Annotated in this window: 17 protein-coding genes and 1 pseudogene; 10 read left to right on the forward strand and 8 right to left on the reverse strand. The window is 66.4% G+C overall.

Annotation, left to right across the window (positions count from 1 at the left end):
• Window positions 1-92 precede the first annotated feature (92 nt).
• Entirely contained in the window at window positions 93-1,316 is a 1,224-nt protein-coding gene (locus C6A82_RS00970) for an alpha/beta hydrolase (RefSeq protein WP_105344602.1), read from the forward strand.
• Window positions 1,317-1,339: 23 nt separating this feature from the next.
• Entirely contained in the window at window positions 1,340-2,758 is a 1,419-nt protein-coding gene (locus tag C6A82_RS00975; RefSeq protein WP_311101602.1) for a wax ester/triacylglycerol synthase family O-acyltransferase, read from the forward strand.
• Window position 2,759: 1 nt separating this feature from the next.
• Here the strand turns inward: C6A82_RS00975 and C6A82_RS00980 are convergent, their stop codons facing one another.
• From C6A82_RS00980 to C6A82_RS00995, 4 genes are read right to left on the reverse strand one after another with little or no spacing between them, the layout of a single operon-like run.
• The gene (locus C6A82_RS00980) at window positions 2,760-4,223 is read right to left on the reverse strand and encodes an adenylate/guanylate cyclase domain-containing protein (RefSeq protein WP_105341253.1); all 1,464 of its coding nucleotides are present in this window, start codon (window positions 4,221-4,223) and stop codon (window positions 2,760-2,762) included.
• A gap of 55 nt (window positions 4,224-4,278) precedes the next feature.
• Window positions 4,279-5,517 carry an alpha/beta hydrolase gene (locus C6A82_RS00985; protein WP_311101603.1) on the reverse strand — a complete coding sequence of 413 codons (1,239 nt, stop codon included), beginning with the start codon at window positions 5,515-5,517 and terminating at the stop codon, window positions 4,279-4,281.
• Window positions 5,510-7,144 carry an acyl-CoA ligase FadD12 gene (gene fadD12, locus C6A82_RS00990; RefSeq protein ID WP_105342259.1) on the reverse strand — a complete coding sequence of 545 codons (1,635 nt, stop codon included), beginning with the start codon at window positions 7,142-7,144 and terminating at the stop codon, window positions 5,510-5,512. Before fadD12 ends, C6A82_RS00985 begins: the two co-directional genes overlap by 8 nt.
• Window positions 7,145-7,148: 4 nt before the next feature.
• Window positions 7,149-7,958, reverse strand: a complete 810-nt coding sequence (locus tag C6A82_RS00995; RefSeq protein ID WP_105342261.1) for a lysophospholipid acyltransferase family protein — start codon at window positions 7,956-7,958, stop codon at window positions 7,149-7,151.
• A 91-nt stretch (window positions 7,959-8,049) separates the two neighbouring features.
• On the opposite strand from C6A82_RS00995, the gene C6A82_RS01000 reads away from it, so the two are divergent.
• The 3 genes from C6A82_RS01000 (at window position 8,050) to C6A82_RS01010 (ending at window position 10,116) form a co-directional block, all read left to right on the forward strand.
• Window positions 8,050-8,829: a crotonase/enoyl-CoA hydratase family protein gene (locus C6A82_RS01000; RefSeq protein ID WP_199193609.1), complete on the forward strand. Its 780-nt coding sequence runs from the start codon at window positions 8,050-8,052 to the stop codon at window positions 8,827-8,829.
• A 37-nt stretch (window positions 8,830-8,866) separates the two neighbouring features.
• On the forward strand, window positions 8,867-9,202 hold the full coding sequence (locus tag C6A82_RS01005; protein ID WP_105342263.1) for a hypothetical protein: 336 nt from the start codon (window positions 8,867-8,869) through the stop codon (window positions 9,200-9,202).
• A gap of 71 nt (window positions 9,203-9,273) precedes the next feature.
• Window positions 9,274-10,116 carry an arylamine N-acetyltransferase gene (locus tag C6A82_RS01010; protein WP_396836764.1) on the forward strand — a complete coding sequence of 281 codons (843 nt, stop codon included), beginning with the start codon at window positions 9,274-9,276 and terminating at the stop codon, window positions 10,114-10,116.
• Here C6A82_RS01010 and C6A82_RS01015 read toward each other — a convergent pair.
• Together C6A82_RS01015 and C6A82_RS01020 are read right to left on the reverse strand one after the other, a co-directional pair.
• Window positions 10,094-11,152, reverse strand: coding sequence for an acyl-CoA dehydrogenase family protein (locus C6A82_RS01015; protein WP_105342267.1), 1,059 nt, complete (start codon window positions 11,150-11,152; stop codon window positions 10,094-10,096). The two genes, C6A82_RS01010 and C6A82_RS01015, sit on opposite strands and share 23 nt — an antisense overlap.
• Window positions 11,147-12,304, reverse strand: a pseudogene (locus C6A82_RS01020) (acyl-CoA dehydrogenase family protein); the annotation flags it as partial. The gene C6A82_RS01015 and the pseudogene C6A82_RS01020, both read right to left, overlap by 6 nt.
• Before the next feature lie 90 nt (window positions 12,305-12,394).
• Between C6A82_RS01020 and C6A82_RS01025 the strand changes: the two are divergent.
• On the forward strand, window positions 12,395-13,312 hold the full coding sequence (locus C6A82_RS01025; RefSeq protein ID WP_105348460.1) for a helix-turn-helix domain-containing protein: 918 nt from the start codon (window positions 12,395-12,397) through the stop codon (window positions 13,310-13,312).
• A 1-nt stretch (window position 13,313) separates the two neighbouring features.
• Entirely contained in the window at window positions 13,314-13,832 is a 519-nt protein-coding gene (locus C6A82_RS01030) for a dihydrofolate reductase family protein (protein WP_105348451.1), read from the forward strand.
• Here C6A82_RS01030 and C6A82_RS01035 read toward each other — a convergent pair.
• Together C6A82_RS01035 and C6A82_RS01040 are read right to left on the reverse strand one after the other, a co-directional pair.
• A complete protein-coding gene (locus tag C6A82_RS01035; RefSeq protein WP_105348450.1) occupies window positions 13,829-14,404 on the reverse strand; it encodes a TetR/AcrR family transcriptional regulator in 576 nt (191 codons plus the stop codon). The genes C6A82_RS01030 and C6A82_RS01035 overlap by 4 nt on opposite strands.
• A 63-nt stretch (window positions 14,405-14,467) precedes the next feature.
• Window positions 14,468-14,608, reverse strand: coding sequence for a hypothetical protein (locus tag C6A82_RS01040; RefSeq protein ID WP_158261667.1), 141 nt, complete (start codon window positions 14,606-14,608; stop codon window positions 14,468-14,470).
• Between the two features lie 222 nt (window positions 14,609-14,830).
• Between C6A82_RS01040 and C6A82_RS01045 the strand changes: the two genes are divergently transcribed.
• The 3 genes from C6A82_RS01045 to C6A82_RS01055 are packed head-to-tail and all read left to right on the forward strand — an operon-like array spanning window position 14,831 to window position 17,967.
• A complete protein-coding gene (locus C6A82_RS01045) occupies window positions 14,831-15,631 on the forward strand; it encodes a crotonase/enoyl-CoA hydratase family protein (protein ID WP_105348449.1) in 801 nt (266 codons plus the stop codon).
• A 42-nt stretch (window positions 15,632-15,673) separates the two neighbouring features.
• Window positions 15,674-17,509, forward strand: a complete 1,836-nt coding sequence (locus C6A82_RS01050; protein ID WP_105348448.1) for an acyl-CoA dehydrogenase — start codon at window positions 15,674-15,676, stop codon at window positions 17,507-17,509.
• On the forward strand, window positions 17,509-17,967 hold the full coding sequence (locus C6A82_RS01055) for a MaoC family dehydratase (protein ID WP_105348447.1): 459 nt from the start codon (window positions 17,509-17,511) through the stop codon (window positions 17,965-17,967). Before C6A82_RS01050 ends, C6A82_RS01055 begins: the two co-directional genes overlap by 1 nt.
• Window positions 17,968-17,983: the final 16 nt, after the last annotated feature.

Consider the following 17,983-nt stretch of genomic DNA (forward strand, 5'->3'; position numbering starts at 1 on the left):
ATTCAGGTCACATTTGTGCGCCTGACTTGGAGTTACTAGACAACCTCCGGATCTTCTCGTTTCAAAGTCGGCTACCGGGGTACGCTCGCGCCATGACGGTCAGGCCGGACATTCGGCACCCCGCGCCCTCCTTGGCCAAGCGCGCACGCTGGTTTCTCCGCGCAGGCCCTTCTGATTACCTGATGGCGTTGAGCGTCGGTTCGGCTTCACTGCCGTTCATCGGGAAACACCTTGAGCCACTTGGCACTGCGACCGTCATGGGCATCTGGGGCTACCGCCACATGCCGGACTTCTTCGCAAGCACTGCGCGCCCACGGCGCACGCCCGATCAGGCTGAGATCCGCAAGCAGGAGCGCGAATCCACCAACGCGGTGATCGACGCCGCGCTGCGCGGCATCGTGGCTCCGGCGAATCTCGCAATCGAATGGCCAGCCCCGGAGCGGCAGGCCCCGGTGTTGAAGATGCGCCAGCACCGTCGCAGCATGCACCGTGCCTCGGTGCGCTACGGCGATCACCCGTCACAGTTGCTCGATGTGTGGCGGCCGAAGGATTTGCCCGTCGAACCGGCCCCGGTGATGATCTTCGTGCCCGGTGGCGCGTGGGTGCACGGTGGCAGGCAGCTGCAGGGCTACGCGTTGATGTCGCATCTGGCCCAGCAGGGCTGGGTCTGCCTGTCGGTGAACTACCGTGTCGCGCCGCACCATCGCTGGCCGCAGCACATCACCGACGTGAAGACGGCGATCGCCTGGGCCAGGGCCAACGTCGACCGATTCGGCGGCGACCGGAATTTCGTTGCGGTGGCGGGCTGCTCGGCAGGCGGCCACCTGTCCGCCCTGGCGGGCCTCACGCAGAACGATCCCGAGATGCAGTCCGACCTGCCGGAGGACTCGGACACGTCGGTCGACGCCGTCGTCGGCATCTACGGGCGCTACGACTGGGAGGACCGCTCGACCCCCGAACGGGAGCGGTTCGTCGACTTCCTCGAGCGCGTGGTGGTCAAGCGCAAGATCGACCGTCATCCCGAGATCTTCCGCAAGGCGTCACCGATGGCGCAGATCCACCCCGACGCCCCGCCGTTCCTCGTCATTCACGGATCCGGCGACTCCGTCATTCCCGTCGCGCAGGCCCGCAGCTTCGTCGAGCGGCTCCGCTCGGTCTCCCGTTCGGTGGTCAGCTACGTCGAGTTGCCGGGTGCGGGTCACGGGTTCGATATGACCGATGGGGCGCGCACGGGTTCGGTGTCGACGGCAATCGGCCTGTTCCTCAACCATATTCACCGAAACCGGTCACTGATGAAGGCCAAAGAGGTTATATAGCCTCCTACTAGGGAGGTAAGTGTTTGAAGAGGCTCAGCGGCTGGGACGCGGTACTGCTCTACTCCGAGACGCCCACCGTGCACATGCACACGCTCAAGCTGGCGGTGATCGAGCTCGAAGACCTCAAGGGGCGCACGTTCGGCATCGATGAGTTCCGCGAGGTCATTCGCGGGCGGCTCCACAAACTCGACCCGTTCCGGTATCAACTCGTCGACATCCCGCTGAAGATGCACCACCCGATGTGGCGGGAGAACACCGAGGTCGATCTCACCTACCACGTCCGTCCCTACCGCATCGAGCCTCCGGGCGGCCGGCGCGAATTGGACGAGGCCGTCGGTCGGATCGCGAGCACACCCCTTGACCGAACCAAGCCGCTGTGGGAGATGTACTTCATCGAGGGCCTGGCGGGAGGCCGGATCGCGGTGCTCGGCAAGATCCACCACGCGCTGGCCGACGGGGTGGCGTCGGCGAACCTGCTGGCACAAGGTATGGACCTGCAGTCGGGACCGCAGGCCGATCACGATTCGTATACAACCGATCCCGCGCTGAGCCGCGGTGAACTGGTCCGGACCGCGTTCGCCGACCACATGCGACAGATCGGCCGGCTTCCCGGCGTCATGCGCTACACCGCGCAGGGGATCGGCAGGATTCGCAGGAGCGACAAGAAGCTGTCGCCCGAGCTGACGCGCCCGTTCACGCCGCCGCCGTCGTTCATGAATCACCGCGTCGATGCGCAGCGCAAGTTCGCCACCGCGACAGTGGCGCTCGCCGACGTCAAGGAGACCGCCAAGCACCTCGACGTGACGATCAACGACATGGTGCTCGCGATCTCCGCGGGCGCGTTGCGTGAACTGTCACTGAAATACGACGGGCATGCCGATCATCCGCTGTTGGCTTCTGTGCCGGTGAGTTTCGACTTCTCCCGCGATCGCATCTCAGGCAACCGCTTCAGCGGGGTGATGATGGTGGTGCCGATCCAGCTCGCCGATCCGCTCGAGCGGGTGCAGGCCACCCACGACGCGGCAGTCGACGCCAAGGAGACCCACAACCTGATGGGTCCCGAGCTGGTCAGCCGATGGTCGGCGTACTTCCCGCCCGCGCCCGCCGAGCGGCTGTTCGGATGGCTTGCGGAGAAGGACGGCCAGAACAAGGTGCTCAACCTGCCGATCTCCAACGTGCCCGGCCCTCGCGAGCCGGGCCGCGTCGGCGGCGCGCTGGTGACCGAAATCTACTCGGTGGGCCCGCTGACGACCGGAAGCGGTCTGAACATCACGGTGTGGAGCTACGTCGACCAGCTGAACATCTCGGTGCTGTCCGACGGCGCCACGCTGGATGACCCCCATGAGCTGACCGACGCGATGATCGAGGCGTTCATCGAGATCCGTCGTGCCGCCGGGCTTTCCGAGGAGTTGACGATCATCGCCAGCGCGATGGCGCAGTAGCTCAACGCTTCCGACGGCTGCTCGTCCGGATGATCCGGTTGAACGCGCGCCCGACGGCCGGTGCACGTCGGCCAGTGCTGTACAGCGCTCGCTCCGCGAGCGATGAGCTTGCACGGTCATCGGCCAGCGGAAGCGGTACTGACGTACCTTCTACGGCGAAGAGGTGCCATTCGCCGGGAACGCCTTTCAGGACGTGGTGACCACGATCTGCGAAGTCGATGCCCGAACCGAGCACCAAGTCGCGCACCGTTCCCGATACGAGGACTTCGTCGGGAGCGGCCAGAGCCCCGATCCGCGCCCCGATATGCACGGCGAGACCGGCGACGTCGTCGCCCCGCTGCTCGCATTCGCCGGTGTGCAGGCCGGCGCGGATGCTGATACCGAGTGAGGCCGCTTCCGACGCGATGTTGGTCGCAGAACGCACCGCGCGTGCGGGCCGGTCGAACATGGCAAGGAACCCATCGCCGAGATTCTTGATCTCGCGTCCTCCGTGCGCCGCGAGCTGTCTCCGTACGATCTCATCGTGCTCTTCGAGCACGGCGCGCCATGTAGCGTCACCAAGTGACGCGGCGCGCTCCGTCGAACCGACTATGTCGGTGAACAGGACAGTGGCAAGCAGTGTTTCGGATTCGGGCAGGCCGCGCACGCCCGTGACGAACTCCTCGACCTCGGCCACGATCGCATCCACATCGCCGACGAACGGCCAATGGTCGGATCCATGGAGTTCAACGATCCGCGCTCCCGGAATGTGATCGGCGTAATACCGTCCGTGCTCGATCGGCACGGCTTCGCCACTCCGGTGCAGCACAAGTGTCGGCACAGAAATCGAGGACAGTATGGGACGGATGTCGATCTCGAAGTTGGCCTTCATGTTCGCGCGCGCCATCGCCGGGCTCATGTAGAGGCGCTCCCACAGGCCCACTGCCCGTCGCATTGTCGGGGTGTCGATGCTCGGTGCTGCCCACGCGAGGTTCACGCCCTCTCCCCAGCGACCTTCGGCGTCTGCCCTGATCTCTCGCCAGCGATCGGCGTATCGCTCGACTCCGGGACCGTCAGCTCGGTCCAGGCTGCAAACGAACGAGCCGTAGATGATCAGTCTCTCGGTGCGTTCGGGATGCGTCGCCGCGAACAGCGCGCCGATAGGCCCGCCCTCGGAGATCCCGAAGATGGTTGTCCGTTCCGTCCCCGTGGCGTCGAGGACTGCGAGAACGTCATCCATGCGCTCGTCCAATGATGGCGCGGCAGGCACCGGATCGGACATGCCAGTGCCACGTTTGTCGTAGTTGATTACGCGGGCGAAATCGGTCAATTCGCGCATCATCCGGTGGTAGCCGGGTTCGTTCCACAGCTGCTCGATATGCCACACATAGCCCGGCACGATGAGTAGGTCATGCGGCCCGTCGCCGAATACCTGGTATGCGATGCTCAGATCGCCACACCGCGCATAGCGCGTCGGAGGAGGCACTTAGCGCTCCAGGTCAGCCGGTGGCCGCTTCATTCGCTGATGGTAGGCGCAGTAGCTATTTCTCGTCGCGGGTGGCGTGCACCCACGACAGAAACTTCTCGACGCTATGCGCCGTGTAGTAGCCGCGCGGCGAACCGAAGAAGTCGAACGCGTGCTGTGCGTGCGGAATCTCGGAGTAGACGACGGCGTCCTTGGAGACGTCTTTGAGAGCGGCGACGAACTTGCGTGCCTCCGGCACGGGAATCAACGAGTCGTCGACGCCGTGCAGGATGTAGAACGGCGGTGCGTCGGGCCGTACCCGGGTGATCGGCGACGCGTCGCGGTAGACCTGTAGGTGCTTGGTCAAACGCTTCTTGACGACCATCCGCTGCAGCAGGATCAGCACGAACTCCCAGCGGCCCGGCCCCTTAGTGGTGAACCAGTCGTAGCGGCCGTAGATCGGCACCGCTGCAACCACGGACGTGTCGGCGTCTTCGAATCCCGGCTGATACTGCGGATCGTCGGGCGTCAGCGCGGCGAGCGCGCACAGATGCCCACCGGCCGAGCCGCCGGTGATCGCCACGAAGTCCGGGTCGCCGCCGTATTCGGCGATGTGCTCCTTGATCCACGCCAGCGCGCGCTTGACGTCGACGATGTGGTCGGGCCAGGTGTTTTTCGGACTCACTCGGTAGTCGATCGAGACGCACACCCATCCCCGCTCGGCCATGTGGCTCATCAACGGATACCCCTGCGGCCGGCGCATGCCGATCGACCACCCGCCGCCCGGAACCTGAAGCAGCACAGGCGCCTTGCCGTCGCGTGGTAGGTCGCGTCGGCGCCAGATGTCGGCATGGTTCACCCGGGGGTGGGGCCCGTACTGGACGACGTTCGTCTTCTCGACATAACGACGGCGCAAAAACTCGTTCGGAAGCACATGACTGAGGCGTCTGCGCTTCACCGGCTGCGACTGCGCGGCGACGGCCTCGTAGTCGTCGCCGAGGGTGTCCCGCAACGGTGTTTCGAAATACGGCTCCGACGCCACGTTGCGGCGATGGATGAGGTACAACAGAGCCCACGTGATCGCCTTGAGCAGCAGGGAGATTCGTCCCCCACGGGTTGCGTAGTCGCCTCGCAGCCAGCGCCACGCCGCACCGAGCATCGAGCCTGCCAGGTACAGCGGCGCCATCTCGGTGGTCGGCCAGCCTGCGAAGAACGCGGGGACGGTCGGGTAGCCGTCGCGCCCGAAGGGGCGTACGCCGTTCGCGGCGTTGGCGAGTTCGATGCTTGCGCGGAGCAGCGGCCTGTGTTTACCCATTGTCCACCAATACGTTGAGTTCCTTGCGGTCGATCTTGCCGGTGATGCTGCGCGGGAGTTCCTCGAGCACCGTGATCTGCCGAGGAACCTTGTAGTTCGCCAGGCTCTCGCGAACGTGCTCTTTGAGCGTCTCGGGCGTGGCGCTCGCGCCGTCGTTCAGCACGACGAACGCCGCCAGCCGCTGACCGTACTGCTCGTCGTCGACGCCGATGACCGCCGCCTCTGCGACATCGGCGTGTGACGCCAGGGTCTTTTCGACCTCGATCGGGTAGACGTTCTCGCCACCGGAGACGATCATCTCGTCGTCGCGGCCGACGACGAACAGCCTGCCGTTCTCGTCGACGTAGCCCATATCTCCCGACGCCATGAAGCCCTCGTGGAAATCTTTGGTCTTGCCGGAGGTATAACCGCCGAACAATGTCCCGCTGCGGCAGAAGATCTGGCCGACCTCGCGGGTGGGGACCTCGTGAAAGTCCTTGTCGAGCACGCGGATCTCGGTGCCCGGAGCAGGCTTGCCCGCCGTATCGGGCGCCGCCCGCAGGTCTTCTGGCGTGGCCGACGCGATCAAACCGGCCTCCGTGGCGTTGTAGTTGTTGTAGATGACGTCCCCGAACTGGTCCATGAAGGCCGTCACCACATCCGGCCGCATCCGCGACCCCGACGCGGCGGCGAACCGCAGGGTCCGTCCGCTGTAGCGGTTTCGTACCCCGTCGGGCAGCTCCATAATCCGGTCGAACATGACGGGTACGACGGCGAGCCCGGTCGCGCGGTGGCGGTCGACCAGTTCGAGCGTCGCCTCGGGGTCGAATTTGCGCCGGGTGACGATCGTGCACGCCATGGTGGCGGCGAAGATCATCTGCGAGAAGCCCCACGCGTGGAACATCGGCGCGGCGACGACGACGGCCTCCTCGGTGTGCCACGGGGTGCGGTCAAGGATCGCCTTCAGCGCGCTGGCATTACCGCCCGTCATCGTGGCGCCCTTGGGGGTGCCGGTGGTGCCCGACGTCAGCAGAATCGTTCGGGGCTTCTGCTTGGCCCGCTGCGGCGTCTGACCCGCGTGCGCGGTGATCATGTTCTCGACAGTCGGTGAGTCGCCGAGCGCTGCGGGGTCGTCGGTCCACGCGACTATGCGGGTGACGTCGGGAACGCCGGTCAGCGCGCGGTCGACGATCTCGGTGAACTCCTCGTCGTAGACGACGGCATCCGCGCCCTCCCTGGCGACCACCTCGGCCAGGGCGGGACCGGCGAACGACGTGTTCAACAGCAGGAGATCGGAACCGATGCGGTTGGCCGCGACGACGGCCTCGATGAAGCCCCTGTGGTTGCGGCACATGATTCCGATCACCCGCGGCGCCCCACCGGGCAGTGCCTGGAGGGCCGCGCCGAACGCGTCGCAGCCCTGGTCGATCTCACGCCAGGTCAGCGTGCCGATTTCGTCGACGAGGCCCGGCCGGTCCGGGCACCGCTGCGCGGCGGACGCGAAACCCGAAACGGCTGAGATGTTTTCGCGGCTCATCGCCGCGGCGATCCGCAGGTACTTGTCGGGCCGAAGCGGTGCGATGATTCCTGCCCGCCGCATGGTGGCGACCATGCCGACGGTGTCGGTCAATTTATCGAAGAGTGCCATGTCTTCAGCCCAGGATCGGCAGGCGACGTTCGGCGGCCAGCTCGTCCAGCGCGCGCTGCATGACGTGCCGGACGTGGGCGTCGACCTCGTCGATGTCGGGGTCCTCGCCGAACTCGGCGACGATGTCGATGGGCGGCAACACCTCCATGACGATCTTTGCGGGCAGCGGAATGTTCAGCGGCACCACCAGGCTCAGGCCGAACGGGAAGCCGAACGAGATCGGCACGATCTTGGCGCGGGCCAGCCTCGCGATCGGTCCGAGGCGTTTGGCCAGCCACGTCCCCCTGGTGAGATACAGCTGGGTTTCCTGTCCGCCGATGCCGACCGTCGGCACGATCGGCACACCCGCGTTGAGTGCGGCCTTCACATAGCCGGTGCGGCCGCCGAAATCGATCTTGTTCTCCGACAACGTGGGCCGGTACGAGTCGTAGTCACCGCCGGGAAACACCACGACGAGCCCACCCGAGCGCAGCGCCGCGTCGGCATTCTCGTGGTTGGCACTTATGTAGCCGATCTTCTTGAAGAAGTCGCCTGTGGGCCCGACCGACAGCATGTCGTGGCTCAGCGTGTACAGGGGTCGGTCGTAGCCGTGCTTCTCGTAGAAGTCGACCGACAGGATCGGCACGTCCATCGGAAGCATCCCGCCGGAGTGGTTACTCACCAGCAGCGCGCCGCCGGGTGGCATGTTCTCCAGCCCCCGAACCTCCGATCGGAAGTACCGCTTGAGGAACGGCCGCATCACCCCCATCACACGCTCGGTCAGACCCGGATCCCACTTTGTGAGCTCCGACGCCTCGATATCAGTGGTGGCCATGGGGTCCCCTCGCTAAATTAGAACGTGTTCTAGTTTTACATAGTACCCAGTCGGTGTAGCGTGCCAAATTCTCCTCGCTAGCATCACCGGAGTGAGCGAAGAAGCCAACAACGAAGAAGTTGTGCTGGTCGAACAGCGCGACCGTATCCTGATCATCACCATCAACCGGCCCAATGCCAGGAACGCGGTGAATGCGGCGGTCAGCAGGGGCCTGGCCGACGCCATGGACCGACTCGACGGCGACGAAGGCCTTTCTGTCGGCATTTTGACCGGTGCGGGCGGCTCGTTCTCGGCTGGCATGGACCTCAAGGCCTTCGCGCGCGGCGAGAACGTCGTGGTCGAGGGCCGGGGCATGGGCTTCACCGAACGTCCGCCCGCCAAGCCGCTCATCGCGGCCGTCGAGGGCTACTGCCTGGCGGGCGGATGCGAGCTGGCGCTCGCCACCGACCTGATCGTGGCGTCGAAGGAGTCGGCGTTCGGCATCCCCGAGGTCAAGCGCGGGCTGGTGGCAGGCGGTGGCGGTCTGCTGCGGCTGCCCCAGCGCATCCCCTATGCCGTCGCCATGGAGCTCGCGCTGACCGGGGAGAACCTCTCGGCGCAGCGAGCGCATGAGCTCGGGTTGGTGAACGAGCTGGCCGAGCCGGGACAGGCGCTCGATGCCGCGATCGGGCTGGCCGAGCGCATCAGCGGCAACGGCCCGCTCGCAGTGGCCGCCACCAAGCGCATCATCGTCGAAGCGCGCGGCTGGAGCCCTGAGGAGATGTGGAACAAGCAGACCCAGATCCTGGCGCCGGTCTTCATGTCGAACGACGCCAGGGAGGGTGCGGTGGCCTTCGCCGAGAAGCGGGCGCCGCAATGGACAGGCACCTGATCGTTTTCGGTTCCCCACTGGTGGGCAACCGATAGGCATGGCTCACAGCGACGAACTGCCGATCCCGGACTACGACCAGCTGGCCCTCCCCGACATCCGACACCGGATCCGGTCCTTGGCGGAGGAACCGCTGCGGCGGCTCTTCGACCACGAAACCGAGCACGGCAACCGGATCCCGGTGCTGGAAGTGCTGCACGCGCGGCTGAAGGAACTGCACGACGGTGCGGAGCCGTCCGGCGGCGACCAGTCCAACGCACCAGGGGCGGCGCACACGTCCGCCGGTTCGCCGGTGCAGGAGTCGACGGCCGCAGAGCCGAACACGCCGTTGCGCCACGGTGTCGCGGGCCAGACCCCCTCGCGCGGCAAGCCCTAGAGCCGGTCAGCTGTTGCGTCTTTTGCGGTGCTCGCTCGCACTTCTCCGCAACAAACGCAACACTCGGTGACATGACCCCCCACGCCGCCGACATGGCCGACGACACCCTCGCCGAGTACTTCCGTCGCGTCTCCTACGACGGTTCTGCCGAGCCGACTGCAGACGTGCTGGCGGCCCTGGTCGCCGGGCACAACCGCTCGATCCCGTTCGAGAACCTCGACCCGCTGATGGGCATACCGGTGATCGACCTGAGCGCCGACGCACTCGTCGACAAGCTGGTGCGGCGCCACCGGGGCGGCTACTGCTTCGAGCAGAACGGTGTGATGGCACATGTGCTGTCGCGGTTGGGTTTCGGAGTCGACGTGCTCGGCGGGCGGGTGGTGTGGATGAGCGACGGCGGCGAGCTTCCCGCGCAGACGCACCAGGCGCTCGCGGTTTCGCCGCCAGGGGATGACGGCCGATATCTCGTCGACGTCGGCTTCGGCGGCCAGACCCTGACCTCGCCGATCCGTCTCGAGCTCGACATCGTGCAGCAGACCCGCCACGAGCCTTACCGGATCCGCGAGCATGGCGACGGGCTGGTGCTGGAGAGCGAGATCCGTGACAAGTGGGAGCCGCTCTACCTGTTCAGCACGAGGCCGTTTCCGATGATCGACCGTCAGGTCGGAAGCTGGTATGTGTCAACGTATCCGAAGTCGGGCTTCGTCACGGGGCTCTCCGTCGCGCTCATCACCGACGACGCGCGGTGGAACCTGCGCGGACGAAATCTCGCCATCCACGGCAAGGGCGGTAGCGAGCGGATCCGCTTCGACGCCGCATCCGACGTCGTCAATGCGCTGACCGAACGGTTCGGTATCGACCTCACCGGCCTCGGCGACGTCGAGGCACGTATCAACGAGGTGATGGACAGCTGACGACGACGTCCCACGGGTCGCCGGCTGCAAGCGTCACGCGGCCCAGCCGCCGCGCGTAATGCGCGGTCGTGCCGAAATCGTCGACCCAGCTTCGTGCCCGCATGGTGGCCAGCCACAACCGGTGCTCACGGGTGACACCGATCGCGCCGTGCAACTGGTGCGCGACAGTGGTGACCGGCTCGACGGCGCGCCCCACCGCCACCTTCGCGACGGTCACCGCATAGTCGGTCTGCGGACTGCCGAAACCGTAATCGGCAGCCGCAGCGATCGCCAATGTCGTTGCTGCGCGGGCCCGTTCGCTCTCGCCCGCCATCGCCGCCAGCGAATGCTGGACGGCCTGGAAGGCGCTCAGCGGCCTGCCGAACTGCCTGCGCTCGCGGGTGTGGGAGACGGTGAGATCCGCCGCGGCGTCGAATGTGCCGAGGATCTGCACGCAGCGAGCCCATGCTGCGCGGCGGGCGAGCTCGTCGCCGGTCCTCGGGTCCGCCACGGCGGCGCTGTCCGGGTGGAAGTCGAACGTGAACGTTCCGCGCGGTTCACCCGCGAGATTGTGCCCGTCGACGATGGTCGGCTCGTCGATCGTCGCGACGTAAAGCCCGTCGGGGGTCCGCGCGGCCAACAGCACCAGGCCCGTGTGCGGCCACGGCACGTCTGCCGCGGTGCCGGTGATGCGGCCGTCGATGGTGTCGGCGTGGGCCATCGCGATCGTGAGCGGCCCGTCGGCGGGCACGTCGGTTCCCACCTCGGCGGCGAGCCAGGCGGCGAGCATGTCCGTTTCGGCGATCGGCACCGCGCCTGCGTGCCGGGCCAGACCGGACAACACGATCGCGGCCTCCTTCGGACCAGCCTCCCCGCTGCTGAGCAGCCGGCTCAGGCCGGTCTCCTCGAGATTGCGCCACAGCGCGTCGTCGAACTGCTCAGGACCGCCGCGACGGCCCAACCGGGCATCGAACGACCGGCGGCCGATCTCGTCGACGAGCTGCGCGAGTTCGTTCGCCGCGGACGCGCGGAGCTTGAGCGGTTCCAGCGCCCCCATGCCCTTGGCGACCACGCCGCGCAGCACCTCGTTGGTGCCGCCGCGCAACGTGAACAACGGCGAATGCAGCCGCGCGGTGGCGAGCAGCCCCCGCAGCCGCTCGGTGTGCGGCGCCCGCGGGTCGAGGCCGTCGATCAGGTCGGCGACGCGCTCCACCGAGTCCTGCTCGAAGCGGGTGCCCAGGTCCTTCACCAGAGCGGCGCGGCCCCCGGCGTCCTCACCGTCGGACAGGGCGCGGGCCACCGATACCGATAGCTGCCGCAGTGAGATCATCCGGGCCATCAGATCGCCGAGCTCGGCGGCCGTCCGGTCGTCGACGTCTCCTTCGGCCATTGACAGCACCGCGGAGGATACCAGTGTCGCGGTGGACAGGATCCGTTCCGGCCCACTGCGTTCGAAGCTCAGCTCGGCGGTGACCTGGTGCCAGCCGTTGCCGATCTCCCCGAGCAGCCCACCCTCGGGGCCTTCGGCGACGAAGACGTCGTCGAAGGCCACCTCGTTGAAGTGGTGTTCGCCGTTCATCAGCTCGATCGGGCTGATGGTCATTCCGGCGGCGTCGGTTCCAACGATGAACTGGCTGAAGCCGGCATGGCGATGTTCGGGATCGAGCGGGCTGGTTCGGGCCAGCACGACGATCTGATGCGCGACGTGTGCACCACTGGTCCACACCTTGGTGCCGGACAGCCGCCAGCCGCCGTCCGTCGCGACCGCGCGCATCGAGACCGCGGCGAGATCGGAGCCTGCACCGTGCTCGCTCATCCCGATCGCCGAATACAGGGTGCCTGCGACGATGCGTGGCAGTAGGCGCCGCTTCTGTTCCTCGCTGCCGTAGGCGAGCAGGGCGGGAGCCACCTGTCGGTCGGCGATCCAGTGCGCGGCGACGGGTGCGCCGTTGGCCAGCAATTCCTCGGTGACCACGTAGCGGTGCAGGTAGCCGAGGCCATGGCCGCCGTACTCGGTCGGGATGGTCAGACCGACGAACCCAGCGTCGGCCAGCCGGACGGAGAAGTCCGGATCCCACTTGGCCAGCCAGCAGTCCACCGCTGGTGTCCATCCGTGCGTGGCGCGATCAGCGGCCAGGAAGCCCCGGATCGACGCACGCAGGGTGGCCAGTTCGCCGTCGTTGGCGCACAGGCCCTCGAATTCAGTCACCGAGTCGCGAGTCTATCCAGGCGCGGCGCAGCGGGATGCAGCAGAAATTGTCATGCCCAACACGGCAACGGCGGACCATACTCGGTGAGCGTGACAGACCCTGCCGGTCGCGACCGCCTTCGCGAACTGCTCGACGCGGTCGTCGACGCCGACAACAGCGCTGTCGGGGAGATGGCCCGCAGCAGCTTCGCGTCGGAATTCCACTTCTCGCGTGAGGTTCGCAGGCTGACCGGCGAGTCGCCCGCGGCCTTGCGGCGGCGCATCATGCTCGAGCGCGCGGCGTGGCGACTGCACGGCGGGGAGCGGGTGGCGAGGGTGGCCGCCGACGAAGGCTGGTCGTCGTCGGAGGTGTTCTCCAGGGCGTTTCGCCGCACGTACGGGGTGCCACCGTCGCGGGCCGCCGACATCGAGTTCCGGCTGCCCGCACCCAACGGCCTGCACTTCCATCCACCCCAGTCGCTGTGGCTCGACAGTGACGGCGACACGAAGGAGCCCGACATCTCGCAGCTGATGGTGAGGCATGACATCGCCGACACGGCCTATCTGATCGCCAAGGCGTCTGAACTGACGAAAGATCAGTGGTTACAGGACATCTCGCCGGGCCAGGTCATCCTCGACTGGGACGGTCCGGAGCCGAGCGTCGGCGCGGTGCTCGGCGCCACGGTCTGGACGAAGGAGGTCTGGTTGGCCACCATCGAGGGCCGTGACTTCCCGAGTCGGGAATCCACGCAACCGGATTCGACGACGGCGGCGCAACTGGCCGTCCATCATGAAGACCTCGGAACCCGTTGGGGCGCGATGGTATCCGAGTACACCGCCGAGGGCAGGCTCGGTGACACCATCATCGACGCGCTGTGTGATCCACCTGAGTCGTTTCAGCTCTACGGCATCGTCGCGCACGTGTTGACGTATTCCGCGCACCGCAGACAACTGGCCCGCGCCATGCTCGCGCGGCACGGCGTGGAAACCCGAAACGGTGACCCGCTCGACTGGATGAGAGGCAACTGACATGGCGACGGTCTACTACACGGCATCGAGCATCGACGGCTACATCGTCGACGACCGAAACAGCTTGCACTGGTTGCTGTCCCGCAACATCGACGCCGACGGCCCGTTCGGCTACCGTGCGTTCGAGGATTCGGTCGGCGCGGTGGTGATGGGTGCGACGACATACGAGTGGATTCTCGCCAACGACTCCGAATGGCATTACAAGCAACCGACGTGGGTGCTGACGCACCGCTCGGACATCGTGCGGGCAGGTGATTCGGTCACGGCCTACCAGGGCGACGTGACCGCGTTGCACCCCTTGCTGGTGCAGGCGGCGGGCTACCAGGACGTCTGGGTGGTGGGTGGCGGAGAAACCACTGCGCAGTTCGCGAACGCCGGGTTGATCGACGAGATGATCGTCAGCTATGCGCCGTGCACGCTCGGCACGGGCGGGCGGCTGCTGCCGCTGCACACCGAATGGCAGCTGATCGAATCGGGCGTCAACGGCGATTTCGTCTGTGCCCGTTGGCGAAGGGGTTAGCGATCGACGGTCGGCAGGCCGTTGCGACGAACGAATTCCCGTGACTTGATCAGGAATTCCATCTGGCTCGCCACCTGACGCAGCGGCTCGGCGTTGCGGATGGAGCGGCACAACACCACGGCGCCCTCCAGTGAGGCGATGCAGGTGACGGCGAGCGATTCGGCCTCGGCGGCATCGAAGTCGTCGGCGACGAAAGCACGGGTGAGCGCGTCGCGCCAGCGGCCGAAGATAGTGCTGGCGATGCGGGCCAACCCGGCCTCGTCGCTTGCGCAGCCGATCGCCGCGGCGACGACGGGGCAGCCTGCGCCGAAATCACTCTCCTGCAGCGTGCGCTCCCAGAACGCGGTGAAGCCGCGGACGAGGGACAGCGCGCCTTTCTCGGCGGCGGCGTCGATGCTGTCGGCGATCGCGTCCCCGGCCCACACCAATGCCTCGGCAAGGATCTGGTTGCGGCCCTCGGGAAAGTGGTAGTACACGGAGCCGCGTGGTGCGCCGCTGCGCGCGAGCACTTCGTCGATGGTCACGCCCGCGGCGCCGCGCTCGCGCATCACCTCGGCGGCTGCGATCAGCATCTTGCTGCGCGTCGAACCCCGTTTGGTTCGAGATCTGGTGGCCTGCACTGTCTGGTGGGCCCTCTACGCAGCCTGCTCGTTGCGCAGCTGCGCTGGACGCCATCCCGCAGTGCGGGTGGCCAGACGGTAGAGCGGTCGCCGGCGGTCGAACACACGATGGGTGAACCTGCGGCCGACGAAGTTGATCTCGATGACCCACATCATGTGCCTCCTCCTGGTGAGCGGCGCCGTTGCCGCCTCCCCGAATTATGTCTATGAGCATAGAAACGATCAGACACGTGTGCAATTCCCAAACCGCGATCGCACCGCGGTGAACTGGGTAAACGCACGTTAAACAGCTGCTGAGTCGCAGGTCAGGGGTTCGAGGCGGACTGAGCAATATTATGGTGTATTGCATAATCCTGCCGAAAGCGGTTGACTCCGGAGATGACTGCAACCGCCCTGATCCTCGACACGGTCACTGTGGAACGCGACGGCCACGTCCTGGCCATCGGCCTGAACCGCCCCGAGAAACGCAACTCCTTCAACCTGGCGATGCTCGCCGACCTCTCCCGCGCATACGGGCTGCTGGAGTCCGACGAGACGCTGCGCGCGGGCGTTCTGTTCGCCCACGGCGACCATTTCACGACCGGCCTCGACCTCGCCGACGTCGGCCCTAACATCGCCAGCGGCGAACTGCCGTTCCCCGACGACGGGCGCGATCCGTGGCGGTTGGACGGCGCGTGGACCAAACCCATCGTGGCCGCGGCGCACGGCTGGTGCATGACCCTTGGCATCGAACTGCTGCTCGCGGCCGACATCCGGGTGGCGGCCGCCGACACCCGATTCACGCAGATGGAGGTGCGTCGCGGGATCTACCCGTTGGGCGGGGCCACCATCCGACTGCCACAGCAGGCCGGCTGGGGCAACGCCATGCGATACCTGCTGACCGGCGACGAGTTCGACGCCGACGAGGCGATGCGCATCGGGCTCCTTCAGGAGGTCGCCGCCGACGCGGCGGAGGCGCAGGCCACCGCGCGCGCCATCGCGCACACCATCGCCGAGCGCGCCGCCCCGCTCGCTGTTGCCGCGGTGCTGTCGTCGGCGCACCTGGCCCGCGCCGACGGTGACGCGGCGGCGATCGATCGGCTGCGATCCGAGGTCACCCGCCTGTTCGGCACCGCGGACGCCGCTGAGGGCGTGCAGTCCTTCATCGAGCGTCGCGAAGCGCGGTTCGCAGGCTGCTAGGTCGGGTTACGCTCGGCGCAGTCGCGGCGAGAAGGGCTAGCCATGGGCCACTACAAGAGCAATATGCGCGATCTCGAGTTCAACCTCTTCGAGGTGCTTGCCCTCGAGAAGGCGTTGGCGACGGGAGAGTTCGGCGATCTCGACGGCGAGTCGGTGCGCCAGATGCTCGCGGAGGCGTCGAAGCTGGCGGAAGGACCGATCGCGGAGTCGTTCGCGGCGTCCGATCGCAAGCCGCCGACCTTCGATCCGCAGACGCACACGGTGTCGTTGCCTGAGTCGTTCAAGAAGTCACTGAACGCCTGGCGTGAGGGCGAGTGGTTCCGGATCGGGCTCGACGAGGGGCTCGACGGCGTGCCCGCACCCGCCATGCTCGCGTGGGCGATCAACGAACTGCCGCTCGGCGCCAACCCGCCGGTCTTCCTGTATATGGCGGGACCGATCATGGCCGACATCCTCTATAACATCGGCAACGAGCAGCAGCGGCATCTGGCATCGCGTGCCGTAGAACGCAATTGGGCCGCGACGATGGTGCTCACCGAACCCGACGCGGGCTCGGACGTCGGCGCGGGCCGAACGAAGGCGGTCGAGCAACCCGACGGCACCTGGCACATCGACGGCGTCAAACGGTTCATCACCAACGGCGACACCGACGACGTGTTCGAGAACATCATGCACTTGGTGCTCGCCCGACCCGAAGGGGCAGGACCGGGAACGAAGGGGCTGAGCCTGTTTTTCGTTCCGAAGTTCCTGCCCGACCTCGAGAGCGGCGAACCGGGCGAACGCAACGGCGTATTCGTCACCGGTCTCGAGCACAAGATGGGCCTGAAGGCGTCGGCGACCTGCGAGCTGACGTTCGGCCAGCACGGGGTGCCCGCTGTCGGATGGCTGGTCGGTGACAGCCACAACGGCATCGCCAAGATGTTCAAGATCATCGAGTACGCCCGAATGATGGTCGGCACCAAGGCGATCGCGACACTGTCGACCGGCTATCTGAATGCACTGGAGTATGCGAAGACCAGAATTCAGGGCGCCGATATGACGCAGATGACGGACAAGACGGCGCCGCGGGTCACCATCATTCATCACCCCGATGTGCGGCGCGCGCTGATGACGCAGAAGGCCTATGCCGAGGGCCTGCGGGCGCTGTATCTGTACACCGCTGCGCACCAAGACGTCTCGGTGGCGCAGATCGTGTCGGGGGCGAACGCCGAGATGGCCGAGCGGGTCAACGATCTGCTGCTGCCGATCGTCAAGGGAGTCGGGTCCGAGCGGGCCTACCAGTGCCTCACCGAGTCGCTGCAGACGTTCGGTGGGTCAGGCTTCCTGCAGGACTACCCGATCGAGCAGTACATCCGCGACGCGAAGATCGACAGCCTCTACGAGGGCACGACCGCGATTCAGGCGCAGGACTTCTTCTTCCGCAAGATCGCCCGCGATCAGGGTGTGGCGTTGGGCCACGTCGTCGCGCAGATCCAGAAATTCCTCGACAAGGAGAACGGCAGACCGGAACTTGCCGACAGCCGCATGCTGCTGGCAAAGGCGCTCGCCGACGCGCAGGCGATGGCGGCCACACTGACCGGATATCTGATGGGCGCCCAGGACAACGCCCGCGAACTGTACCGGCTCGGCCTGCAGTCGGTGGCGTTCCTGCTTGCGGTCGGAGATCTGTTGATCGGCTGGCTGCTGCTCGAGCACGCGGAGATCGCGCTGACCGCATCTGACGGCGAGGTGTCGGAGCGCGACCGCCCGTTCTATCAGGGCAAGGTGGCGGCGGCGAAATTCTTCGCGCGTAACGTGTTGCCGCGGTTGACCGCCGACCGCACGATCGTCGAGGGTGTGGATCTGACGGTCATGGATTTACGAGAGGAAGCATTCTGATGAAGGTGATCACGTCGATCGACGATGCCGTCGCTTCGGTGGGCCAGGAACTCGGCGTCGGCGAATGGCAGGAGATCGACCAGGACCGCATCAACACGTTCGCCGATGCGACAGGCGATCACCAGTGGATCCACATCGACGCCGAACGCGCCAAGACCGAAAGCCCCTACGGGCAGACGATTGCGCACGGCTTCCTGACGCTGTCGATGATCCCGGCGCTCACCAAGGACAACTACCGCGTCGACAACGCCAAGATGGCGATCAACTACGGGTCGAACAAGGTGCGGTTCATCGCCGCGGTGCCGTCGGGCGGGCGGATCCGGGCGCGCTCCGAGCTCATCGACGCCGCCAAGGTCGACGACAACACCGTCAACCTGACAGTGAAGAACACCATCGAACTCGACGGGTCCAACAAGCCGGCCGCGGTGGCCGAGACCATCGTGCGGGTGCTGTTCTAGCCCGTCGACACTGCGG

Origin of the sequence: Mycobacterium sp. ITM-2016-00318, assembly GCF_002968285.2 — a bacterium.
Taxonomy (GTDB): domain Bacteria; phylum Actinomycetota; class Actinomycetes; order Mycobacteriales; family Mycobacteriaceae; genus Mycobacterium.

Bases quoted from the DNA above. Each gene is read 5' to 3' on its own strand.
- C6A82_RS00970 (WP_105344602.1), top strand. From the start codon at position 93: ATGACGGTCAGGCCGGACATTCGGCACCCCGCGCCCTCCTTGGCCAAG.
- C6A82_RS00985 (WP_311101603.1), bottom strand. From the start codon at position 5,517: ATGGGTAAACACAGGCCGCTGCTCCGCGCAAGCATCGAACTCGCCAAC.
- fadD12 (WP_105342259.1), bottom strand. From the start codon at position 7,144: ATGGCACTCTTCGATAAATTGACCGACACCGTCGGCATGGTCGCCACC.
- C6A82_RS00995 (WP_105342261.1), bottom strand. From the start codon at position 7,958: ATGGCCACCACTGATATCGAGGCGTCGGAGCTCACAAAGTGGGATCCG.
- C6A82_RS01005 (WP_105342263.1), top strand. From the start codon at position 8,867: ATGGCTCACAGCGACGAACTGCCGATCCCGGACTACGACCAGCTGGCC.
- C6A82_RS01010 (WP_396836764.1), top strand. From the start codon at position 9,274: ATGACCCCCCACGCCGCCGACATGGCCGACGACACCCTCGCCGAGTAC.
- C6A82_RS01015 (WP_105342267.1), bottom strand. From the start codon at position 11,152: ATGGGGGCGCTGGAACCGCTCAAGCTCCGCGCGTCCGCGGCGAACGAA.
- C6A82_RS01030 (WP_105348451.1), top strand. From the start codon at position 13,314: ATGGCGACGGTCTACTACACGGCATCGAGCATCGACGGCTACATCGTC.
- C6A82_RS01035 (WP_105348450.1), bottom strand. From the start codon at position 14,404: ATGCTGATCGCAGCCGCCGAGGTGATGCGCGAGCGCGGCGCCGCGGGC.
- C6A82_RS01040 (WP_158261667.1), bottom strand. From the start codon at position 14,608: ATGATGTGGGTCATCGAGATCAACTTCGTCGGCCGCAGGTTCACCCAT.
- C6A82_RS01045 (WP_105348449.1), top strand. From the start codon at position 14,831: ATGACTGCAACCGCCCTGATCCTCGACACGGTCACTGTGGAACGCGAC.
- C6A82_RS01050 (WP_105348448.1), top strand. From the start codon at position 15,674: ATGGGCCACTACAAGAGCAATATGCGCGATCTCGAGTTCAACCTCTTC.
- C6A82_RS01055 (WP_105348447.1), top strand. From the start codon at position 17,509: ATGAAGGTGATCACGTCGATCGACGATGCCGTCGCTTCGGTGGGCCAG.